The following is a 21,301-nucleotide window of genomic DNA, read 5'->3' on the forward strand; positions in this document are numbered from 1 at the left end:
CGGCGTGACCACCACCCCCGGTATGGAGACGATCGTCCTCGACCACCCCCTCGCGTCCGCGCTGTTGACCCAGATGCGTGACCGGGCCACCGACAACCCCGGTTTCCGGTCGGCGCTCCGACAGCTCACCCAGATGCTGGTGTACGAGGCGTTGCGGGACGCACCCCTCGAGACCTTCGACGTCGACACCCCCGTCGCGACGACCACGGGCTACCGCCTGGCCTCGCCGCCCCTGCTGGTCCCGGTCCTGCGCGCCGGGCTCGGCATGGTGGAGAAGGCGAGCTCGCTCATCCCGCAGTCGCGCGTCGGATTCGTCGGCATCGCCCGCGACGAGAAGACTCACCAGCCGACGCCCTACATGGAATCGCTGCCCGACGACCTGGCCGGCTACCCGGTCTACGTCCTCGACCCCATGCTCGCCACCGGCGGGTCGATGGTGCACACCATCGAACTGCTCGTCCAACGCGGCGCCGACGACGTCACGGCGATCTGCGTCGTCGCGGCCCCGGAGGGCGTCGAGACACTCGGCGCGGCGGGATTGCCCGTCCGTTTGATCGCGGCCGCCGTCGACGAGGGCCTGAACGAGAACGCCTACATCGTTCCCGGTCTGGGCGATGCGGGGGATCGGCAGTTCGGACCGCGCTGACGGTCAGAACGTTCGGGCGAACTCCTCGAGCTCGGTGAGCACGGTGCGCGCGCGTGCCCGCGCCGAGTCGAGGTCCGCCCGGCCGTCCACGGGCTCGATCACCTCGAGGTAGGCCTTGAGTTTCGGTTCGGTTCCCGACGGCCGCACCACCACCCGGAAGCGATCGCCGACGAGTTCCAGTGCGTCGGTGCGGAGTTCGTCGGTGCGATCGTTCATGTCCGACGTCGTGACGGGGGACCCGGCCAGGGTGGTCGGCGGGTTCCGCCGCAGCCGCGTGGTCATGGCGCCGATCTCGGCGAGGTCATCGACCCGTCGGGACACCTGCGCGCCGACGCGGGCACCGAACTCGACGTCGAGGTCGTCCAGGACGTCGAGGACGGTGCGGCCCTGCTCGGCGAGGTCCGCCGCGAGGTGGGCGAGCAGGACGGCAGCGGAGATCCCGTCCTTGTCGCGCACCGCGTCCGGGTCGACGCAGTGGCCGATGGCTTCCTCGTACGCGTAGACCAGTCCGTCGCCGGCACGCACGAGCCACTTGAATCCGGTCAGCGTCCGGCGGTGGCGTGCGCCGCGGGCCGCGGCCAGCGGACCGAGCAGCGTGGACGAGACGATGGTGGTGGCCACCAGGGCGCCCGGTGCGCTCGTGCGCAGAATGTGGTCGGCCAGCACGGCGCCCGTTTCGTCGCCGCTGAGCATCCGCCACCCGCCGGGGCCTCGGACGCCGACGGCGCACCGGTCCGCGTCGGGGTCCAGGGCCACGGCGAGGGTCGCCCCGGTGCGCTCGGCCAGTGCGAGCAGGAGGTCGGCGGCTCCCGCTTCCTCGGGATTCGGGAACGTGACCGTCGGGAAGTCGGGGTCGGGGTCGAACTGCTCGTCGACCGTGACGACGTCGGTGAAGCCTGCCCGGCCCAGCGCCTCGACCGCGATGGCGCCGCCGACACCGTGCAGGGGTGTCAGCGCGATCCTGATGCGGGAGTGGCCGTCTCGCGGGGGTACGCGGTCCCGGAGCCGGTCGAGGTAGGGGCCGACCACGTCGTCGGTGGTCGGGGTGACGGCGGTCCGGGGGATGCGGGCCGCGCCGTCCGCCGCTCGGATGAGGGCCTCGATCTCCCGGTCGGCGGGGGAGACCAACTGCGCTCCGCCGTCGAGATAGAGCTTGTAGCCGTTGTCGGCGGGCGGATTGTGCGAGGCCGTGATCTGGACGCCCGCGACGGCGCCGCGCGCCCTGGTGGTGAACGCCAGGATCGGCGTCGGCAGCGGGTCCGGGAGCAAGGTCACGCGAAAACCGCTCGCCGCGAACACCTCCGCGGCGGCGGTGGCGAACGCCGCCGAACCGTGTCGCGCGTCGCGACCGACCACGATCTCCGACCCCGGCTCGTGGCGCGCCGCCAGGTACGCGGCGACACCGGCGCTCGCGCGGACGACGACGGCGACGTTCATGCCGTTCGGGCCGGCGCGGACCGGACCGCGCAGACCGGCGGTGCCGAAAGCGAGAGTGGCGGCGAAACGATCGGCCAGGTCGTCGTCGGACACGCTCAGCAGCTCGGCGCGCGCGTCCGGATCGGGATCGTCGGCGAGCCAGCGTTCCAGGCGGTCCCGGAGGTCCCGGAGGTCCCGGCGGTCCTGGTCCGGGGCGGTCACAGGTGCGGAACCAGCTCGCGCAGCAGCGTGCCCATCCGGACTGCCGACGCGGCGCCGGCGGCGATGACCTCCTCGCCGTCCAACGGCTCACCGGTGATGCCCGCGGCCAGATTGGTCACCAACGAGATACCCAGCACGCGGGCTCCCACGGCCCGCGCGGCGATGGTCTCGTGGACCGTCGACATCCCCACCAGGTCCGCGCCCAGGGTCCGGAGCATGCGGATCTCGGCGGGCGTCTCGTAGTGCGGGCCCGGCAGTCCGGCGTAGACACCCTCGGCGAGCGTCGGGTCGATGGACCGGGCCACCGCGCGCAACTCGGCGGAATAGGCGTCGACGAGGTTCACGAACTGCGCCCCGATCATCGGGGAGCGGCCCGTCAGGTTCAGGTGGTCGGAGATGAGAACGGGGTCGCCCACGGCCATCCCGTCCCGGATACCGCCCGCGGCATTGGTCAGCACCACCGTCCGCGCGCCCGCCGCAGCCGCCGTCCGCACCGGATGGACGACGCGCGCGAGGTGATGCCCCTCGTAGGCGTGTGTGCGGCCCAGCAGGATCAACACCGGCGTCTCGCCGACCCGGACCGACCACATGGCGTTCGCATGACCCAGCGCGCGCGGAGCCGCGAAGCCCGGCAGTTCGGACATCGGGACGACGTGGTCCGGCTCGCCGAACTGCTCGGCGGCCTGCTGCCACCCCGACCCGAGCACGACGGCGACGGGATGACGCTCGACGCCCGTGATCTGCACGAGGGCTGCCGCGGCGGCCTCGGCGGCGGTGGTGGGGTCGAGTTCCGGGTCGGCGACTGCGCTGGGGGTGCTCACCACGTCGACCCTAATGCCCCGGACCGTCAATCCGAGAAGGTCCGGTAGAGCCGCCAGAACCACACCGCGGATGCCGATCCGAGGACCACACCGGAACCGTAGGCGCCCACCGACACCAACATCGCCGACGCCGCCACGAGAAGGACGATCGCGACGGTCTGCAGCACGGCGGCGAGGTCCACCCGGACATCGTTCCCTTCGATCGGGGTCGGCGCACCTCGTGAACGGGCCGGTGGTCCGGTCGCCGTGGGCCAGCGCCCGACGGCCCGAGGTTACCGATGAGTACCATCCGATCATGCCTGCACTCGAGCGCGACGGGGACGTCTTCGTCCTCACGCTTGCCCATGCCGACGGTGTCAATCCGGAGAACCGCTTCCATCCGGACTGGATCGAGCAGGTGCACGCCCTGCTCGACGAGGTCGACGCGACCGAGGGGCCGGCTGCTCTGGTGACGGTCGGGGCGGGCAAGTTCTACTCCAACGGACTCGACACGGACTACCTGTTCGCGCACGCCGACCGCATCCCGGAGTACCTCGACCTCGTGCACACCGTCTACACACGGTTGCTGCGGTTCCCGATGGCCACCGTCGCCGCGATCAACGGTCACGCCTTCGGGGCCGGAGCCATGCTCGCGTTGTGCCACGACACGTCCGTCATGCGCGCCGACCGCGGCTTCTTCTGCCTGCCCGAGGTGAGTCTCGGTATGCCGTTCACCGAGGGCATGTCCACGTTGCTGCTCGAACGGTTGCCGAACGCCACGGCCGTGGAGGCCATGACGACCGGCCGCCGGTACGGGGCCGCGGACGCGGTCGAGCACCACATCGTCGGCGAGAGCGCGGCCGAGGACGCCGTCGTCGCCCGGGCGGTCGAAATCGCCGCCGCGCGCACCGCGACGCACGGCCCGAACCTGACGTCGATCAAGGACAGCATCCACACGCGGACGCTCGCCGCGCTGTCGGTGCAGACCGGCGAGAGCTCGTTCTCCTTCGGCTCCTGACGGGTGGCACTCGACCGGTGACAGACTGTCCGGCGTGACCTCCTCCCCGGCCGACGCTCTCGACGGCGTCGTCACCGCTGCCGCTTCGGACCTCCTCGCGCTGTCGCACGCGATTCACGCCCGCCCGGAGCTGGCGTTCGAGGAGACGTTCGCCTCGGCGGCCACGGCCGATCTCCTCGCCTCCGGCGGTTTCGAGGTCGACCGCGGCGTGGCGGGTCTGCCGACGGCGTTCGACGCGCGGTTCGGCTCCGGAGAGCTGGTGATCGCCCTGTGCGCGGAGTACGACGCGTTGCCGGAGATCGGCCACGCGTGCGGGCACAACGTCATCGCGGCGTCGGCGGTGGGGGCGGGGCTGGCGCTCGCTTCCGTCGCGGACGAGTTGGGCCTGACCGTCCGGGTCCTCGGCACGCCGGCCGAGGAGACCGGCGGCGGCAAGGTGGTCATGCTCGAGGCCGGACTGTTCGACGACGTGGGCGCGGCGATGATGGTGCATCCCGGCCCGTTCGACATCGTCGCGGCGCGCTCGCTCGCCCTGGCGGACATCGCGGTGCGCTACACCGGCCGGGAGGCGCACGCGTCCGCGGCACCCGAGTGGGGGATCAACGCCGCCGACGCCGCCACCGTCGCGCAGGTGAGCATCGGCCTTCTCCGACAACATCTGCGGCCGGGTCAGCAGGTGCACGGCATCGTCGGCCACGCGGGAACGGCGCCCAACATCGTCCCCGGGTCGGCGGAACTCCTGTACTACCTGCGGGCCGACACCGCGGACGAGTTGGCCGATCTGGACCGGCGAGCACGCGGGTGCTTCGAGGCCGGTGCGGTGGCCACCGGGTGCACCCACGACGTGGTGACGGTGTCGCCGACGTACACGGAACTGACGCCGGACCCGTGGCTGGTCGAGCGCTACCGCGACGTGGTCGGCGACCTCGGGCGCACCGCCGCGCCCCGCGAGTTCGAGACGTCGCGGCCGTTCGGCAGTACGGACATGGGTAACGTGACTGCGCGCGTCCCGGGCATCCACCCGGTGATCGGGTTGGATTCGCAGGGATCCGTCACCCACCAACCACAGTTCGCTGCGGCGTGCGTGACCGAGTCCGCCGACCGCGCCGTGGTGGACGGTGCCCGAGCTCTGGCGCGGGTCGCCGCGCTCGCGGCCACCGACACGCACCACCGCGACCGCCTCGTCGCGGCGGCACACGAAAGGACGAGACGACCATGAATCCCGCCGACGCCTGGATCGATGCACACGGTGCGGATCTGGTGCCGTGGCGTCGTCGCATCCATGCGCATCCGGAGCTGGCGCGGCAGGAGTTCGCGACCACGGCGCTGGTGGTCGACACCCTCCGCGCGGTCGGGCTGTCGCCGACGGTGATGCCGGGGGGTACCGGCGTGGTGTGCGACATCGGTCCCGCGGGTCCGCGGATCGCGCTGCGGGCGGACATGGATGCGCTCCCGCTCACCGAGTTCACGGGCGCGGAGTACTCGTCGACGGTGCCGGGGGTGTCCCACGCCTGCGGTCACGACGCGCACACGACGGTCCTGCTGGCGACGGGCGTGGTGCTCGCGTCGCTGCCGAGTCTCCCGCACGGGGTCCGGCTGATCTTCCAGCCCGCCGAGGAGGTCATGCCCGGCGGTGCGCTGGACCTGGTGGCGGCCGGGGTGCTCGACGGCGTCACCCAGATCCACGCCCTGCACTGCGACCCCCGGCTCGAGGTGGGGAAGGTGGGCATCCGTGTCGGTGCGATCACCTCGGCCGCGGACACGGTCGAACTGCGACTGCACTCGGCCGGCGGGCACACCTCCCGCCCGCACCTGACCTCCGACCTCGTGTACGCGCTGGGGTCGGTCGTCACGGCGCTGCCGGGACTGTTGAGCCGCCGCGTGGATCCGCGGACCAGCACCGTCATGGTGTGGGGTGCGGTGGTCGCGGGCCAGGCGCCGAACGCAATTCCGCAGACGGGCATGCTGACCGGCACCGTCCGCACCGGCGACCACCAGACGTGGGAACTCCTCGAACCGCTCGTGCGCGAGATCGTGGCCGGGGTGCTGGCACCCACCGGGGTGAAGTTCGAGGTCGACTACCGCCGCGGCGTCCCGCCCGTCGTCAACGACGAGCACGCGACGCGCCGCTTCGAGGCGGCCATCCGCACGCTCGGTCCGGACGCGCTCGCGGACACGGCCCAGTCCGGCGGTGGGGAGGACTTCTCCTGGTACCTCGAGCACGTGCCGGGGGCAATGGCGCGCCTGGGCGTGTGGTCGGGCCACGGACCGCAGCTCGACATCCACCAACCGACGTTCGACCTCGACGAGCGGGCGCTCGCCGTGGGGACGCGGGTCATGACCGCACTGGCCCTCGGACTCGAAGGCCCCGAGCACGCCTGAGCCGTCGGCGGCCGGGACGCGTGATCAGGGCGCGGTGCCCGGCCCCACGTTGCGGGAATTGCGGGTGCGCAGATCGCGCACGTAGTCGGCGGGGGCGCCGGCGATCTCGGCCGCTTCGGCCATCACGCCGAGGTAGCGCGCACTGGGCAGGCCGCCCTCGTACGCGTCGAGGACGTAGAGCCACGCCAGGACCGGCCCGTCCGGGGTGTCCACGCGGAGGCGGATCTTGCGATGGATGCCGAGCTCGGATCCCTCCCAGCGGTCCAGGCGGTCCTCGTCCTCCGGCGGCACGTCGTAGAGAACGACGAACACGCGCGAGTCGGGGTCCTCGACCACCGTGGCCAGCGCGCCTTCCCACCCGATGTCGCCGCCGCCGAAGGTCAGGCGCCAACCCTGCAACCATCCGGTCCCGGCCACCGGGGAGTGGGGGCACCGCTCGAGCATCTGCTCGGGATGCATGTTGGAACCGTAGGCGGCGTAGATCGGCACGGCGGTCAGCCTAATCCGTCCGCGCGACGGGCTCGGGTCGGGGAGCGGACCGTCGGTGCGGTGAATTAGGTTGGACGGTGTGAGTGACCCTCACGCTCGCTTCTTCTCCCGCACATCCACCACGGAGGCTTCATGACCCGCATCGTGATCATCGGCGGCGGACCGGCCGGCTACGAGGCCGCCCTGGTCGCCGCACAACACGGCGGGTCGGTCACCCTGGTCGATTCCGACGGGGTGGGCGGAGCGTGCGTGCTGTGGGACTGCGTCCCCTCCAAGACCTTCATCGCCTCCACCGGCATCCGGACGGACATGCGCCGCGCGACGGACCTCGGTATCGAACTCGATCCGTCGTCGGCCGTCGTCGACCTGCCGCAGATCCACAATCGCGTCAAATCGCTTGCGCAAGCTCAAAGTTCGGACATCCGCGCCCGACTGCAGACCGTCGGAGTGCGCGTGCTCTCCGGCACGGCGAAGGTGGTGGACACGCAGCCGGGACTCGCCGCGCACACCGTCGAGGCGGCCCTGTCGACGGGGCAGACCGAGCGCATGGACGCCGAGGTGGTGCTCGTCGCCACCGGCGCGAGCCCCCGGGTGCTGCCGGGTGCCCAGCCGGACGGCGAACGCATCCTGACCTGGCGCCAGCTCTACGACCTGCACGAGCTCCCGTCGCATCTGATCGTCGTCGGATCCGGCGTGACCGGTGCGGAGTTCGTCTCGGCGTACACCGAGATGGGCGTCAAGGTGACGGTGGTGTCGAGCCGTGACCGCGTGCTCCCCGGCGAGGACGCCGACGCCGCCCTCGTGCTCGAGGACGTGCTGTCCGAGCGTGGTGTCACGCTGGTCAAGCAGGCGCGCGCCGATTCGGTGACGCGCACCGAGGACGGCATCGTGGTCACGCTCTCCGACGGGCAGACGGTCGAGGGCTCGCACGCGCTCATGACCGTCGGGTCCGTGCCCAACACCGCGGAACTGGGGCTCGAGAACGTCGGCCTCGAACTGGACCGTGGGGGATACCTCCGCGTCGACCGCGTGTCGCGCACCAGCGTGCCCGGCATCTACGCCGCCGGTGACTGCACCGGCCTGCTCCCGCTCGCGTCGGTCGCGGCGATGCAGGGTCGCATCGCGATGTACCACGCGCTCGGTGAGGGCGTCAGCCCGATCAAGCTCAAGACCGTCGCCTCTGCCGTCTTCACCCGCCCCGAGATCGCCACGGTCGGCGTCGGTCAGTCGGCCATCGACAACGGCGAGGTGCCGGCCCGCACGGTGATGCTGCCGCTCAACACCAACCCGCGCGCCAAGATGTCCGGTCTGCGGCGCGGTTTCGTGAAGATCTTCTGCCGCCCGGCCACCGGTGTGGTGATCGGTGGCGTCGTGGTCGCGCCCACCGCGTCGGAGTTGATCCTGCCCATCGCGATCGCCGTGCAGAACAACCTCACCGTTCGCGATCTCGCCCAGACCTTCTCGGTCTACCCGTCGCTCACCGGGTCCATCACCGAGGCCGCGCGTCAGCTCATCAGTCACGACGATCTGGACTGAGCCCGTCAACTCCCGGTGACCGGTTGGCGCAGGATCGTTCGCAGGCGCTCGGGGGCGGTACGACGGGCGTCGTTGAGGTAGATCTCGTGGTGGCGGCCGGTGAGCGACCGGCCGCGTGCCGCTGCGTCGTCGTGCATCGCCGCGATGACCGGTCCCTCGTCGTCGTACGGACCGACGTGGAGGGTCTGCACGATTGTGCCTTCCTCGACGGTGCGCAGGTCGACCGTGCGTGGCGGCGGCCCGCCGGCGCGGTCCCGCACCCGGCCGAGCACGGTTTCGAGGTGCTCGGCGGTGATCCACTCGGGGACGACGGTGAGCACCGTCCAGTGCCACCGATCCTTGTTCCGGCCCGCGGTGAACGCCTCCATGTCGTCGGCCCACCACAACGCCTCGAGCGGTGGCACGCGGTATGCGCGGCCCAGCTCTCGGGAGGACAGAAATTTCAGTCCGTAGGTGACGGGATAGAGCGACGCGAGGGCGTCGGCGTAGGACGACGACGTGTTCGGGTCGCCCGAACCGTCGACGGCGAGGTAGTGACGCGCGGGTAGCTCGAGCAGGTCGACGCGGCAGCGGCGGGCGGAGTACCCGACGAGTTCGCGGCGGGGGTCGAACGGCACGGGCTCCTCCGAACGAGACGGTGCGCGGGCCGAGTCCGGGTGTCGACGGTGGTCGTCCGGCGACGGGCCGCCTCGTGCCCGCGGTGATGTGACGCAGACGGTACGTCGGGTCGCATCCTTCGGGCCAGCCATCGGGCATCGTGCGCAATCCGCTGCACATCTGTTGCGCGAACTGCGTCCCGGTGCTGGAGTTGTGTGGATCACACCGGAGACGATCTCGCCGGGTGACGACCGACGACGAGAGGACCCCACCATGGGCGCCCGCAGTTTCCTTCTCCCCGACCTCGGCGAAGGTCTCACCGAAGCCGAGTTGATCAGTTGGTCGGTCGGCCCGGGTGACACGGTTGAACTGAACCAGGTCATCGCCGAGGTGGAAACGGCCAAGGCGTCGGTCGAACTGCCGTCCCCCTACGCCGGCACCGTCCTGGCGCTGCACGTCGAGGCCGGCAGCACCGTCGAGGTGGGCACGCCGATCATCGACATCGGCGACGGCCAGGACGAGGCCGTGCCGGACGCCACCGTGCCGGCCACCGCCGAGCCGGCCGAGGCCCCGAGCGCCGCCCCGAGCGAGGCGCCGACCGACGCCTCGACGGCTCCTCCTGCCACGAACGGACACGAGGCGACGGGGGGCCGGGTGCCGGTGCTGGTCGGCTACGGCGTCACGGGGGAGACGGCCGGCCGCCGCGGAGGCCGTCCGGCGACCGGGTCCGTGGCCGATGCGGGGCCGAGCGACCACCCCGCTCCGTCGGCGGAGTCGTCCCGGCCGCTCGCGGCTCCGCCGGTGCGCTTCCTCGCGCGACAGGAGGGAATCGATCTGGCGGACGTGCCGCCGACCGGCCCACACGGCGAGGTGACCCGCGAGGACGTGACCGCGTATCTCGACCGGAACGCCCACCCGGCCGACACCGCGCCGCTGGGCACCCCGACACGGGAGACCCGGACGCCGATCAAGGGCGTACGCAAGCACACGGCCGACGCCATGGTGCGCAGTGCCTTCACCGCGCCACACGTGACGGAGTTCGTCACGCTCGACGTCACGCCGACGATGGAGTTGCTCGACCGCCTGCGCGAGTCCAGGCACCTCGCCGGTGTGCGGATCACGCCCCTCGTTCTGGTGGCGAAGGCCGTGCTCGCCGCGGTCCGTCGGAACCCGTCGTTGAACTCCGCCTGGGACGAGGAAACCCGGGAGATCGTCACCAAGCACTACGTGAATCTCGGCATCGCCGCCGCGACCCCGCGCGGACTCATGGTGCCGAACGTCAAGGACGCCGACCGGATGAGCCTGCGCGACCTGGCGGTCGCCCTCGCCGATCTGACCGCCGTCGCCAAGGAGGGCAAGACGGGTCCGCGCGACCTCGAGGACGGCACCATCACGATCACCAACGTCGGCGTGTTCGGCGTCGACGCCGGCACCCCGATCCTCAATCCGGGTGAGGCCGCGATTCTGTGCATGGGCGCGATCCGGCGGCAGCCGTGGGAGTTCGAGGGCGAGATCGCCCTGCGGCAGGTGACGACGCTCGCCGTGTCCTTCGACCACCGATTGGTCGACGGCGAGCAGGGGTCGCGGTTCCTGGCCGACGTCGCCGCGATGCTGTCGGATCCCGTGGCGCTGGTCGCTCTCGGCTGACGGCTCGGGCGGCCTAGAACGCGTACCGCACGGTGAGCCAGGGTGCGCGGTCGGCGATGATGTCCGTCAACCGCGCGACCGCGGCGGCCTTGACGTCGTTCCGATAGCGGACGTTGAGCGCACCGTTCTGGGATCGCTTGGCCTGTTGCGTCCCCGGGGTCCACAGCACCCGTTCCGCCTTCGGGTGCCAGCCGAGGTTCACCTGGTGCAGGTCACGGTTGTGGGTCAGCATGATGACCTCCACTGCGGCCTGCTTCTTGAAGTCGTCACCCGTTGCGGCGGCGACGGAGTCGATCAACGTCGTCCACCGGTCCTCCCACCCCTCGACGAGCACGACCGGGGAGAAGTTCAGATGGACCTCGTAGCCGGCGGCCACGAAGTCGTCGAGCGCGGCCAGTCGCTCCGCGATGGGGGAGGTGCGGATGTCGAGCAGGCGCGACTCCTGCTCCGGCATCAGCGAGAAGCGGATGCGGGTGCCCCGGCGCGGGTCCAGTGACAGCAGGTCCCGGTTGACGTACTTGGTGGCGAAACTGGCTTTCGCGCCGTCCCACCCCGCGAAGGCACGGATGAGGTCGGCGACGTTGTCGCTCACCGTGGCGTCGACACTGCAATCACTGTTCTCCCCGATGTCGTAGACCCAATCCGTCGGATCGCACTGATTCGGCGCGGGCTTGGGACCCTGCCGTGTCACGTGGCGGCCGAGGTAGCCGACGATCCTGTCGATGTTGGTGAACACCGTGATCGGGTTGGCGTAGCCCTTGCGGCGGGGCACGTAGCAGTAGGCGCATGCCATCGCGCACCCGTTGGCCGTGGACGGCGCGATCCAGTCCGCCGACCGTCCGTTCGGCCGCGCGGTCAGCGACTTCTTGACCCCGAGCACCAGGTCCTCGGTCTTGACCCGCACCCATCGGTCGATGTTGCCCTCGTTGCCGTGCAGCGACGGAATCTGCCAGTGCGAGTCGACCTCGATCAACTCGGCGGAGGGGAAGCGGGCCAACACCTCCTGGCCGCGCAGGTCCGCGATCGCCTCCGGTTCGGCCCAGATGCGGCGAGGATCGATCAGGGCGTGGGTGCGGATAGTCACCTCCCCGGGCTATCACGGCCCACCGACACCGGACCGTCGGTACCGCCCCGAGAAGTCGAGTACAAGCGAACTGCAAGCGGCGCCGCGCACAGTCCTCGTGACGGCCGACCCGACCTCCCGGGTCCGGCCCCGACGAGAGGAACCGCCATGGGCACCAGCCCCGCCCGCCCCACCACGTACGACGACACCCTCGGAATGCGGCTGTCGCACCGCGCGATGATCGCCGACGCGAGTCGACTCACCGATCTGTTGGCCGGCCTGGCCGCGGGTGCACCCACCGATGCCCGGCACGGCGCGGCCGTCGCCGCGTACCTGCAGCTGTTCTGCACCAGCATCGAGCACCATCACCGCACGGAGGACGACGTCCTGTGGCCGATTCTCGTCGAGAACGCCGGCCCGCACGTCGACCTGTCCGAGCTCACCGAGGACCACGACGCGCTCGATCCGATTCTCGCGGCCGTGCGTGAGCTCGCCCCGCAGTTGCCCGATCGAGCGGCTGCCACGGCACTCGCCGGCCACCTCGGTCGGTTGCGCGATCTGCTCACCGAACACATCGCGGAGGAGGAGGCGACCATCTTCCCGATGATCACCGGGTTCGTTCCCCTCGATCGGTGGGCGCAGGTGGAGAAGGCCGCCAAGAAGGGTGCCCGGCCCGATTTCGAGATCGCCCGCGCGCTCGACTGCCTGACCGACGCCGAGCGCCCGGCCATTCGTCGGGAGTTCCCGCTGCCGGCGCGCCTGATGGTCAAGGTGATGGCGTCGCGGCACCACCGTCGGGAACGGGCGGTGTTCGGGCCGTCAGCAGTGCTCGCGCAGCATGCCTGACCCGGTCCTCCGTCTCCTCGGCGCGGCGGCGATGGACCGCGGCGTCGTCGTCCCGGCCGAGCGCGGCGGCGGTCGCCGCCAGCGCGGCGTCGACGGTGCCCACCGAGAACGAGCCCGCGTCGAGCCCGCCGAACGTGCCGGTGAACGGACGCAGCGCGTCGTAGACGAGCCGGCACTCCTCGAGATCCACGGCGGCCGCGGCGAGGTGGGCGCGCATGACCGTCCGGGCACGCCACGCGTAGTCCCGCGCCGGTCTCGGGCTCCGTCGATACAGCGCGGCAGCGGTTCCCCGGTCGCCGGCGAGGAGGTGGACGAACGCGGTGGGCACTTCGACCGGGAACCAGGTGTCGTTCGCGGCTCGCCGGGTTCGCTGCCACAGGTCGTCGTCGACGACGCCGGTGGCCTGCGCCCGCATCACCCGGCTGATCAGGCCGAACACCGAGGCGAGCGAAAGTCCCTGCTCGGCCATGTCTCGGGACAGGGCGTCGTAGCGGCGGACGGCCTCGTCGACGTCGCCGGCGAGGGCGTGGACCAGGGCGTCGAACAGTTCGGCGACCCCGACGAGTTCGAGCAGCTGAGTGCCTGCGGCCGCCGCCAGCGCCCGGTCGAGCTCGGCCCGCGCGGCGACGAGGTCGGCGCGGGCACAGGCGGCCAGGAAGAGCTGGAAGTACGCGACTGCGACGTGGTCTCCGCTTTCCCGATCCGCGGCAATCGCGAGCAGTCGACGAGCGGCCGGCTCGCGGGCGTCGTCGTGGTCGGGCCCGTAGGCGAGGTACCCGAAGGCGCCCAACGCTCGGCACACGGCCTCGGGGTCGCCGCTGCGGTCCGCCTCGCGCACGGCGGAGACGGCGTGACGTTCCGCTGCGGCATCGTCGAGGCCCTCCCACTCGAAGAACGCCGCGGCGTGCAGGCGAGCGCGATCACCGGGATCGACGGTTTCGTCGAGCAACCGGTCGAGCACGGCGATCATCGGCCGGTCCGGCTCGGCCGAGTCGCGGAGCGACCACACCGGGGGCGCGGTCCACCCCGTGGCCGCCGCGAACGGTGACCGGCCTAGGCGGTCCGCGAGCTCGATGGCCTCGCGGCGCAGTCGACGCGCGCCGGTGGCGTCGCCCGCGCGCGCCGCCGACCCGATCAGCGGAACCAGCACGTCGTGCAGCAGGGCCGGGTCGGGTGGATCCGCGGTCTCGGCGACCTCGCGAGCTCGGCGCCGAAGATCCAACGACGTCGACCACGCTCCGGCCTCGTCCGCGTCGCGTGCCGCGGCGAGGGCGAGGGCGACGCTGTCGGCTGCCGTGGCCGCCGTCGCCGAGGCGAGTGCGTGGTGAGCGACCGCCGTCGTCTCGGGCTGCGGCCGACGGCGCAGGGCGGCGGCGACCCGCGCGTGCACCCGAGCGCGTCGCAGCCGCGGCTGGTCCGCGTAGAGCACGTCTCGAAACAGTGTGTGCGAGAAGCGGACCCGCGTCGGTGCGACGTCCTCGAGAACGCCGTCGACGATTGCCGGCTCGAGGGCGTCGAGCCAGTCCTCCTCGTCCGTGATGTCGGCGAGAACGTCGAGATCGACGTCGCGGCCGAGGACGGCGGCGCGCCCCAGCAGTACCGTCGTGTTCTCGGGGAGACGAGCTAGCCGTGCCCGCAGGACGGCGTCGATGCCGTCGGGCACCGCGACGTCCGCCTGCCGCGGTCCGTGCGAGCCCACCAGTCGGGCGAGTTCGCGGGCGAAGAGCGGGTTGCCACCGCTGCGACGGGCGATGCGGTCCGCGACGTCCTGCGACAGGACGACCCCGACGGCGCGGGCCACCGCCCGAACGCCCTCGGAACCCACCCCTGCCAACGCGACGGTGTCCGACCGGTGTCGACCCGGGGCCAGCGCCGGAAGCAGCGTCGGAGTCACTTCGGACGGCCGATAGGTGGCGACGACGGCGAACGGCCGGTCCCAGAACGCGGCGACGAGGTGGCGCAGGACGTGCACCGTGGTCTCGTCGGCGCGGTGCAGGTCGTCCAGGACGAGAACCAGAGCGCCGCCACCGGCCAGGTGCCGCTCGCAGATCTCCTCGAGGTGGTGAGCGCGCTCGAAGGCCGACCTCGTGGGGACCCGTGTCGCCGTGGGGTCCTGCGGTGCCGTGGGGTCCTGCCCGGCCAGCTCCTGCTCGATCCGCTCCCAGGGCCATCCGGGCGGCGCCCCCGGCACTTCCGAGCACCGTCCCGTCGCGACGGTCGTCCCGTGGGCGCGGACCTCGTCGGCCGCGCGGCCGGCCAGGGTGGTCTTGCCGTCGCCGGCCTCGCCCGTCACCCAGATCGTGGTGGCGCGCGACTGCACCCTCGTTCGCGCGAGCAACTCCTGCAGCCGGGCCGACTCGGCAGGGCGTGCGTCGACCGCGGGCTCGGCGGACGGTCTCGCGCGGGGCGCCTCCACGGTGGCCACGGGCGTGGTCGACGGTTCCTCCCGGTCGGGTGGGAGCGCCGGGACGTCGACGTCCCGGTGCGCGAGAATGTCGGATTCCAGGGACCGCAGCCGCGGCGCAGGATCGACGCCGAACTCGTCGGCCAGATGGCGTCGGCTGCGCGCGAGCACGTCCAGGGCGTCCAGTTGGCGGCCCGAGCGGTACAGCGCGGTCGCGAGCAGACGCACGCTCTCCTCGCGGTCCGGCCGATCCCGCACGATGCCCGTGAGTTCCGCGACGACCGCCGCGTGGTCCGCGAGGCGGAGACCGCACGCGGCGTGCATCTCGCGGGCGACGAGGCGGAGATCGTCGAGCCGAGCCGCTTCCGCGGTCGCCCAGGGGAAGTCGCGCACCTCGGCGTAGGCGGCGCCGCGCCAGAGCCCCAGCGCGTCGGCGAGAATCCGCCGTGCGTCGGCCGCGTCGGCGGCCGTGCGGGCGCGGATCAGCGCGCCGTCGACGCGGCGGGTGTCCACCGCGTCCTCGGGGAGGATCAGGCCGTAGCCCGGGGACGCCCCGACCAGCACCCGCGGACGGCCACGGGCCGGGCGGTGCGGTTCGAGGATGCGGCGCAGGTTGGACACGTGCACCTGCAGAGCCGCAAGTGCACGCGGGGGAGGTGCGGTCCACAGATCGCCGATCAGGGTGTCCACCGGAACCACGTCGGAGCCGCCGATCACCAAGCGCTGCAGCAATGCTCGCTGGCGGCGGCTGCCCGCCGAGACCTCGCGCCCGCCGACCGTGACCACGAGGGGGCCCAGGACGGAGACCGTGACCGGACCGGAGCCGGTGTCCCCGAGCGCGTCCGGGTGCAGCGTCGCCACGCCGGACAGGCTACTGCGCCGCGGTGACCCCCACCGGCGGTTGACAGCGCGGGCACCAGTAGATCTGCCGCTCCTCGGTGGGGTCGTCGCCGAGGAGACCGAATCGCACGGCCGTGCCGCATCGACGGCACGGCTTGCCGTCCCGGCCGTAGACCCAGAAGTGACGCCCGGCGCGGAGATCCCCGGTGAACGTGCGGGCGTTCCGATCCTTGTTGGCGACGATGCTGCGGTACGACAGGTCGACCATCGGCGCGAGCTCGACCTCGCGGACGGGCGTGCGGGGGTCGACCCCGCGGACGAAGCAGATCTCGTTGCGATAGACGTTGCCCAGACCGGCGAGGTTGCGTTGATCCAACAACGCGAGTCCGATCGGTCGATTCGGGTCCGCGGCCAGGTTCGCGACCGCGAGTGCGGCATCCCAGCTCGGTCCCAGCAGGTCGGGACCGAGATAGCCCACGGCCTCGTCCAGGGTGTCCAGGATCTCGACCACGCCGAGCTCGAACCCGACGGCCACGCGGTCGTCCGTGGCGAGGACGATGCGCGCCTGGTACGCGGGGCGACGCCAGCGGGTTCCGGGCCGGTACACGTGCCAGGCGCCCTCCATCTTCAGGTGCGAGTGGATGACGTGATGCGCGACCTCGATGGCCAGGTGTTTGCCCACCGAGTGCACGGCCTGCACCCGGTGACCGGAGAAGTCGACGGTGGCGTACCTCGGCACGCGGACGTCGCAGACGGTGAGAACCTTGCCGTCGAGCGCGTCGCGAAGGGTGTTGGCGGTGCGCCAGACGGTGTCGCCTTCGGGCATTCAGGTGACCCTGATCCGCAGTCCGCGCGGGGTGGCGGTGAACCCCGACTCGGCGAGCACGGACGCGAGCACGGTTCCGTGGATGTCCTCGCCGTCGGTGCGTTCGACCAGCAGGCGGTCCACCGACCTCGTGGTCACCAGGGACCCGAGCGCCGCACCGGCAGCGGACAGTGCGTCGCGGTCGGCGGTGAAGGTCAGGATCGACTTGCCGCCCCGCTCGACGAAGAGCACCAGGTGGCCGTCCACCAGCACGACGAGGGCGCCCGCCTTGCGTCCCGGGCGGTGGCCGGACGCGCCCTCGATCTCGCTCTTGGGCCACGGGAGGGCCGCGCCGTAGGGGTTGGCCGGATCCGTCGCCGCCAACGCGACGGCACCGATGCTGCGTTCGGATTCGCTGCGCAGACGATCGACCACGTCCGACGTCGAGAACTGAGCGCCGCCGAGGGAGTCGACGAAGTAGCCACGCCGGGCGCGACCCGAATCCTCGAAACCGGTGAGCACCTTGTAGACCCCGCCGAAACCACCGGGGATGCCCTCGTCCATCACCGACCCCCGCGTGACGACGCCGTAGCGCTCGAGCAGGATCTCCGCCGTCGCGTGGGCGCGCACCGTGGGATCGGTGTCGACCTCGGGGACCAGCGCCCACCGACCCCCGACGGTGGGTGGTCCGGTGCGCTTGGGCAGGGTCGGCCGGGCGTAGCGCTGATACGACCGCGCGCGGGGGGAACGCCGGGCGGGGCGGTGACTCGGCGCCGACCGCGCGGTGCCGTGCAGTAGCGCCCGCAGCGGCGCGAACGTGTCGTTGGTCAGGTGCCCGGTCCACACGAGGTCCCACAGTGCCGCCGCGAGCGTCGTGTCGTCCGGCGGGTCGACCGCGCGTTCGCGCAGCACCGTCCCGACGGTGTCGGAGAGCTGCCGGAAGAAGAACGCACCGCCGCCCGACAGTGCCTGCAGGACGGCGTGTTGGAGATCGCTCAGCTCGTCGCCGCGGGGAAGGGGAAGCGTGACCGGCGCGGCGTCGGCGGGATGCAGACACACCCAGCCGTCCTTCGACGAGATGGACCCGTGGCCGGACCACACCACTTCGCCGGTGGCCGTGAGTTCGTCGAGCAGGGCGGGGGAGTAGTCCCGCACCCGCTGCGGCAGGATCAGCGACTCCCAGGCCGACGCAGGAATCGGGACACCGGCGAGCTGGTCGATCACGGTGACCACGCCGTCGAGTCCGCGCAACGTGCCGCCCACGTGCTGCCAGCGCGGAAGGAACCGGCCGAGCACGTGCGTCGGCACCGGCTCGACGTCCTGACGGGCCGCGGCGAGGGAGCGCCGTCGCAGTCGGCGGAGCACCTCGGCGTCACACCATTCGCTGCCCGACCCGCCGGGACGGAACTCGCCCTCGACCACCCGTTTCGCCGCGGCGAGGCGGAGCAGGACGTCACGCGCCACGGCGGAGCCGACACCGAACCGGCCGGCGACGTCGGCCACCGAGAAGGGGCCGTGGGTGCGGGCGTACCGGCTCACGAGATCGCCCATCGGATCCTCGACGGGTTCGACGAACGCGTCCGGAACGCCGATCGGGAGCGGAACCCCGAGGGCGTCGCGCAGCCGGCTCGCGTCCTCGATGGCCACCCACCACGACGACCCGGCGAACGACACCTCGAGGGCACGCCGGTCCGACACCAGGTCCGCCACCCATCCGGCCGCGGCCTCCGGGGTCTCGCACCGTGCCTCGAGCTCGGCGGTCGTGAGCGGACCGAGCAACCGCAGCAGGTCGGCCACGCCCTCCTTGTCGCGCGCCTTCCGATCCGCCGCGAGCCGCTGCAGTTCGGTCTCGGTGTCGGCGACCACGGCGGCGTCGAGCAGGTCCCGCAGCTCCACCCGGCCGAGCAGCTCGGCGAGCAGCGAGGCGTCGAGAGACAGGGCGGCAGCGCGACGTTCGGCCAGCGGCGAATCGCCCTCGTACATGAACTGACCCACGTACGAGAACAGCAGCGACGCTGCGAACGGCGACGGCGTGTCCGTGTCGACCGTCAGCACCCGGATCTGGCGCCGGGCGATACGGGTGCTCAGCGCCTCCAGCGACGGGAGGTCGTACACGTCCTGCAGGCACTCGCGGACCGTCTCGAGCAGGATCGGGAACGTCGGGTACTTCCGCGCGACGTCCAGCAGCTGGGCGGCGCGCTGGCGCTGTTGCCACAGCGGCGCCCGCTTTCCGGGGTTACGACGCGGGAGAAGCAGTGCGCGCGCGGCACATTCGCGGAACCGAGACGCGAACAGGGCGGACCCGCCCACCTGCTCGGTGACGATGTCGGCGATCTCGTCGCGATCGAACACGAACAGATCGGCGCCGGGCGGTTCGTCCTCGGTGTCGGGGAGCCGGACGATGATCCCGTCGTCCGACGCCGTCGGCTGGGAGTCGATGCCGAACCGCTCGATCAGCCGCGCGCCGACGGCCAGCGCCCACGGCGCGTGCACCTGCTGGCCGTAGGGCGAGTGCAGCACCAACCGCCAGTCGCCCAGCTCGTCCCGGAACCGCTCCACCACGAGCGTGCGGTCGGTCGGCAGATGGCCGGTCGCCGTGCGCTGTTCGGCCAACAGCGCCAGCAGATTCGTCACGGCGTTGTCGTCCAGACCGCCGGCAGACAACCTCTCGCGCATCGCGTCGTCGTCCGTCGCGGACCGCAGGAAGCCACCGAGGGCCTCACCGAGCTCGGCCGGACGCCCCAGCCCGTCCCCGTGCCAGAACGGGAGCCGGCCGGGTTGGCCGTACGCGGGGCTGACCAACACCCGATCGTGCGTGATCTCCTCGATGCGCCAACTGGTCGCGCCGAGGGCGAACACGTCGCCCACGCGGGACTCGTAGACCATCTCCTCGTCCAGTTCGCCCACCCGGCTGGCCTTCTCGCCGACCATGAAGACACCGAAGAGTCCGCGGTCCGGGATCGCGCCACCGGAGGTGACGGCCAACCGTTGAGCGCCGGGCCGGCCGGTCAGCGAGCCGCCGTCGCGGTCCCAGACCAGGCGCGGGCGGAGCTCGGCGAACTCGTCCGAGGGATACCGCCCGGACAACAGATCCAGGGTCGACTCGAAGGCGGACCGGGGCAGCGTCGCGAAATTGCCGGTGCGACGGACGGTGTCGAACCACTCGTCGGCGTCGATCGGTTCGAGCGCGCAGGCGGCGACGGTCTGCTGGGCGAGAATGTCGAGCGGATTGGCCGGTACCTGCAGGGCCTCGATGTGACCCTCGGTCATCCGCTGGACCGTGACGGCGCAGTGGATGAGATCGGTGCGGTGCTTCGGAAAGAGCACACCGCGGGAGATCTCGCCGACCTGGTGCCCCGCGCGGCCCACCCGCTGCAGGCCGCTGGCCACCGACGGCGGCGCCTCCACCTGGACCACGAGATCGACTGCACCCATGTCGATGCCGAGCTCGAGGCTGCTGGTGGCCACGACGCACTTGAGGCGGCCGGACTTCAGGTCGTCCTCGATCAGGGCACGCTGATCCTTGCTGACGCTGCCGTGATGGGCGCGCGCGAGCAGGGGTTCCGATCCGTGGACCACCTCGCCGGAGGAGCCGATCTGCGACGGCGGCGCGTGGTCCGTGGGCACCCCCTCGCCGAGCCGTTCGGCGTACACCTCGTTGAGGCGGGCGGTGAGCCGTTCCGACAGGCGCCGGGAGTTGGCGAACACGATCGACGACCGGTGTTCGAGCACGAGGTCGACGATCTGCGCCTCGACGTGCGGCCAGATCGACCCCTGCTGCGGCGCCGCCGAGGCGGAGCCCTCCTGCGGCTCGGACGTGCCGAGCTCGGTCATGTCCTCCACCGGCACCCGCACGGAGAGGTCGAAGGTCTTGGGGGACGTCGGGGCGACGATGCGGATGGGTGCGCTGCCGGTGAGGAACCGTCCGACCTCCTCGTGGGGACGCACGGTGGCCGAGAGTCCGATGCGCTGCGCGGGACGCTCCAACGCGGCGTCGAGCCGCTCGAGCGAGAGGGCGAGGTGGGCGCCGCGCTTGGTCCCGGCCACGGCGTGCACCTCGTCGACGATGACGGTGTCGACCGTCTGCAGCGTCTCCCGGGCGGCCGAGGTCAGCATGAGAAACAGCGACTCCGGCGTGGTGATGAGGATGTCCGGCGGCGTCTTGAGCATGGCGCGCCGATCGGCGGGGCTGGTGTCACCGGAGCGAACGCCCACCGAGATCTCCGGCGGTGCGACCCCCTGCAGCTTGGCGGTCTGCGTGATCCCGACGAGGGGGGAGCGCAGGTTCCGCTCGACGTCGACGGCCAGCGCCTTGAGCGGCGAGACGTACAGCACGCGTGTACCCCGCTCCGCGTCGTCGTCGGTACCGGCGCCGCGCTGGACCAGCCGATCGAGCGCCCAGAGGAACGCCGAGAGGGTCTTGCCCGAGCCGGTGGGGGCCACGACCAGAGTGTGGGCCCCGCTCGAGATGGAGTCCCATGCGCCGAGCTGGGCTCCGGTGGGTGCGGGGAACGCACCCTCGAACCACGCGCGGGTGGGCGCGGAGAACCGGGCCAGAACCTCGTCCGACGGGGGAGTGCTCACCGGTCC

Annotated in this window: 16 protein-coding genes; 7 read left to right on the forward strand and 9 right to left on the reverse strand. The window is 71.9% G+C overall.

Annotation, left to right across the window (positions count from 1 at the left end; all coding sequences use genetic code 11):
* Positions 1-22 precede the first annotated feature (22 nt).
* On the forward strand, positions 23-646 hold the full coding sequence (gene upp, locus BMZ18_RS03215; protein ID WP_068102012.1) for a uracil phosphoribosyltransferase: 624 nt from the start codon (positions 23-25) through the stop codon (positions 644-646).
* 3 nt (positions 647-649) lie between these two features.
* On the opposite strand, the gene BMZ18_RS03220 is transcribed toward upp, so the two are convergent.
* The 3 genes from BMZ18_RS03220 to BMZ18_RS19590 are packed head-to-tail and all read right to left on the reverse strand — an operon-like array spanning position 650 to position 3,287.
* Positions 650-2,284 (reverse strand): phospho-sugar mutase, encoded by a 1,635-nt coding sequence (locus BMZ18_RS03220; RefSeq protein ID WP_068365876.1) that lies wholly within the window; start codon positions 2,282-2,284, stop codon positions 650-652.
* Positions 2,281-3,105 carry a purine-nucleoside phosphorylase gene (locus tag BMZ18_RS03225; protein WP_068365889.1) on the reverse strand — a complete coding sequence of 275 codons (825 nt, stop codon included), beginning with the start codon at positions 3,103-3,105 and terminating at the stop codon, positions 2,281-2,283. The genes BMZ18_RS03220 and BMZ18_RS03225 overlap by 4 nt, the downstream gene beginning before the upstream one ends.
* 26 nt (positions 3,106-3,131) lie before the next feature.
* Entirely contained in the window at positions 3,132-3,287 is a 156-nt protein-coding gene (locus BMZ18_RS19590) for a hypothetical protein (RefSeq protein WP_156511655.1), read from the reverse strand.
* A 113-nt stretch (positions 3,288-3,400) separates the two neighbouring features.
* Between BMZ18_RS19590 and BMZ18_RS03230 the strand changes: the two genes are divergently transcribed.
* From BMZ18_RS03230 to BMZ18_RS03240, 3 genes are read left to right on the forward strand one after another with little or no spacing between them, the layout of a single operon-like run.
* The gene (locus BMZ18_RS03230; protein WP_068365890.1) at positions 3,401-4,102 is read left to right on the forward strand and encodes an enoyl-CoA hydratase/isomerase family protein; all 702 of its coding nucleotides are present in this window, start codon (positions 3,401-3,403) and stop codon (positions 4,100-4,102) included.
* Between the two features lie 34 nt (positions 4,103-4,136).
* Entirely contained in the window at positions 4,137-5,321 is a 1,185-nt protein-coding gene (locus BMZ18_RS03235; protein WP_068365877.1) for a M20 family metallopeptidase, read from the forward strand.
* The gene (locus BMZ18_RS03240; protein WP_068365878.1) at positions 5,318-6,484 is read left to right on the forward strand and encodes a M20 family metallopeptidase; all 1,167 of its coding nucleotides are present in this window, start codon (positions 5,318-5,320) and stop codon (positions 6,482-6,484) included. The genes BMZ18_RS03235 and BMZ18_RS03240 overlap by 4 nt, the downstream gene beginning before the upstream one ends.
* A gap of 24 nt (positions 6,485-6,508) precedes the next feature.
* On the opposite strand, the gene BMZ18_RS03245 is transcribed toward BMZ18_RS03240, so the two are convergent.
* A complete protein-coding gene (locus BMZ18_RS03245; protein WP_068102003.1) occupies positions 6,509-6,973 on the reverse strand; it encodes a gamma-glutamylcyclotransferase family protein in 465 nt (154 codons plus the stop codon).
* A gap of 132 nt (positions 6,974-7,105) precedes the next feature.
* On the opposite strand from BMZ18_RS03245, the gene BMZ18_RS03250 reads away from it, so the two are divergent.
* Positions 7,106-8,509, forward strand: coding sequence for an NAD(P)H-quinone dehydrogenase (locus BMZ18_RS03250; protein ID WP_068102001.1), 1,404 nt, complete (start codon positions 7,106-7,108; stop codon positions 8,507-8,509).
* Positions 8,510-8,514: 5 nt separating this feature from the next.
* On the opposite strand, the gene BMZ18_RS03255 is transcribed toward BMZ18_RS03250, so the two are convergent.
* Positions 8,515-9,126, reverse strand: coding sequence for a GyrI-like domain-containing protein (locus BMZ18_RS03255; RefSeq protein ID WP_074921768.1), 612 nt, complete (start codon positions 9,124-9,126; stop codon positions 8,515-8,517).
* A gap of 253 nt (positions 9,127-9,379) precedes the next feature.
* Here BMZ18_RS03255 and BMZ18_RS03260 point away from each other — a divergent pair, with 253 nt between their 5' ends.
* Positions 9,380-10,753, forward strand: coding sequence for a dihydrolipoamide acetyltransferase family protein (locus BMZ18_RS03260; RefSeq protein ID WP_068365891.1), 1,374 nt, complete (start codon positions 9,380-9,382; stop codon positions 10,751-10,753).
* A gap of 13 nt (positions 10,754-10,766) precedes the next feature.
* Here BMZ18_RS03260 and BMZ18_RS03265 read toward each other — a convergent pair whose 3' ends face one another.
* Positions 10,767-11,837: a spore photoproduct lyase family protein gene (locus BMZ18_RS03265; RefSeq protein ID WP_082895231.1), complete on the reverse strand. Its 1,071-nt coding sequence runs from the start codon at positions 11,835-11,837 to the stop codon at positions 10,767-10,769.
* Positions 11,838-11,984: 147 nt separating this feature from the next.
* Between BMZ18_RS03265 and BMZ18_RS03270 the strand changes: the two genes are divergently transcribed.
* Entirely contained in the window at positions 11,985-12,662 is a 678-nt protein-coding gene (locus tag BMZ18_RS03270) for a hemerythrin domain-containing protein (RefSeq protein ID WP_068365880.1), read from the forward strand.
* Here the strand turns inward: BMZ18_RS03270 and BMZ18_RS03275 are convergent.
* The 3 genes from BMZ18_RS03275 to BMZ18_RS03285 are packed head-to-tail and all read right to left on the reverse strand — an operon-like array spanning position 12,583 to position 21,295.
* Positions 12,583-15,927, reverse strand: coding sequence for an ATP-binding protein (locus BMZ18_RS03275; protein WP_068365881.1), 3,345 nt, complete (start codon positions 15,925-15,927; stop codon positions 12,583-12,585). The genes BMZ18_RS03270 and BMZ18_RS03275 overlap by 80 nt on opposite strands.
* Positions 15,928-15,937: 10 nt before the next feature.
* Positions 15,938-16,732 (reverse strand): DNA-formamidopyrimidine glycosylase family protein, encoded by a 795-nt coding sequence (locus BMZ18_RS03280; RefSeq protein ID WP_068365882.1) that lies wholly within the window; start codon positions 16,730-16,732, stop codon positions 15,938-15,940.
* The gene (locus BMZ18_RS03285; RefSeq protein ID WP_211267515.1) at positions 16,733-21,295 is read right to left on the reverse strand and encodes an ATP-dependent helicase; all 4,563 of its coding nucleotides are present in this window, start codon (positions 21,293-21,295) and stop codon (positions 16,733-16,735) included.
* Positions 21,296-21,301 lie beyond the last annotated feature (6 nt).

Source organism: Rhodococcoides kroppenstedtii (genome assembly GCF_900111805.1).
Lineage (GTDB): Bacteria > Actinomycetota > Actinomycetes > Mycobacteriales > Mycobacteriaceae > Rhodococcoides > Rhodococcoides kroppenstedtii.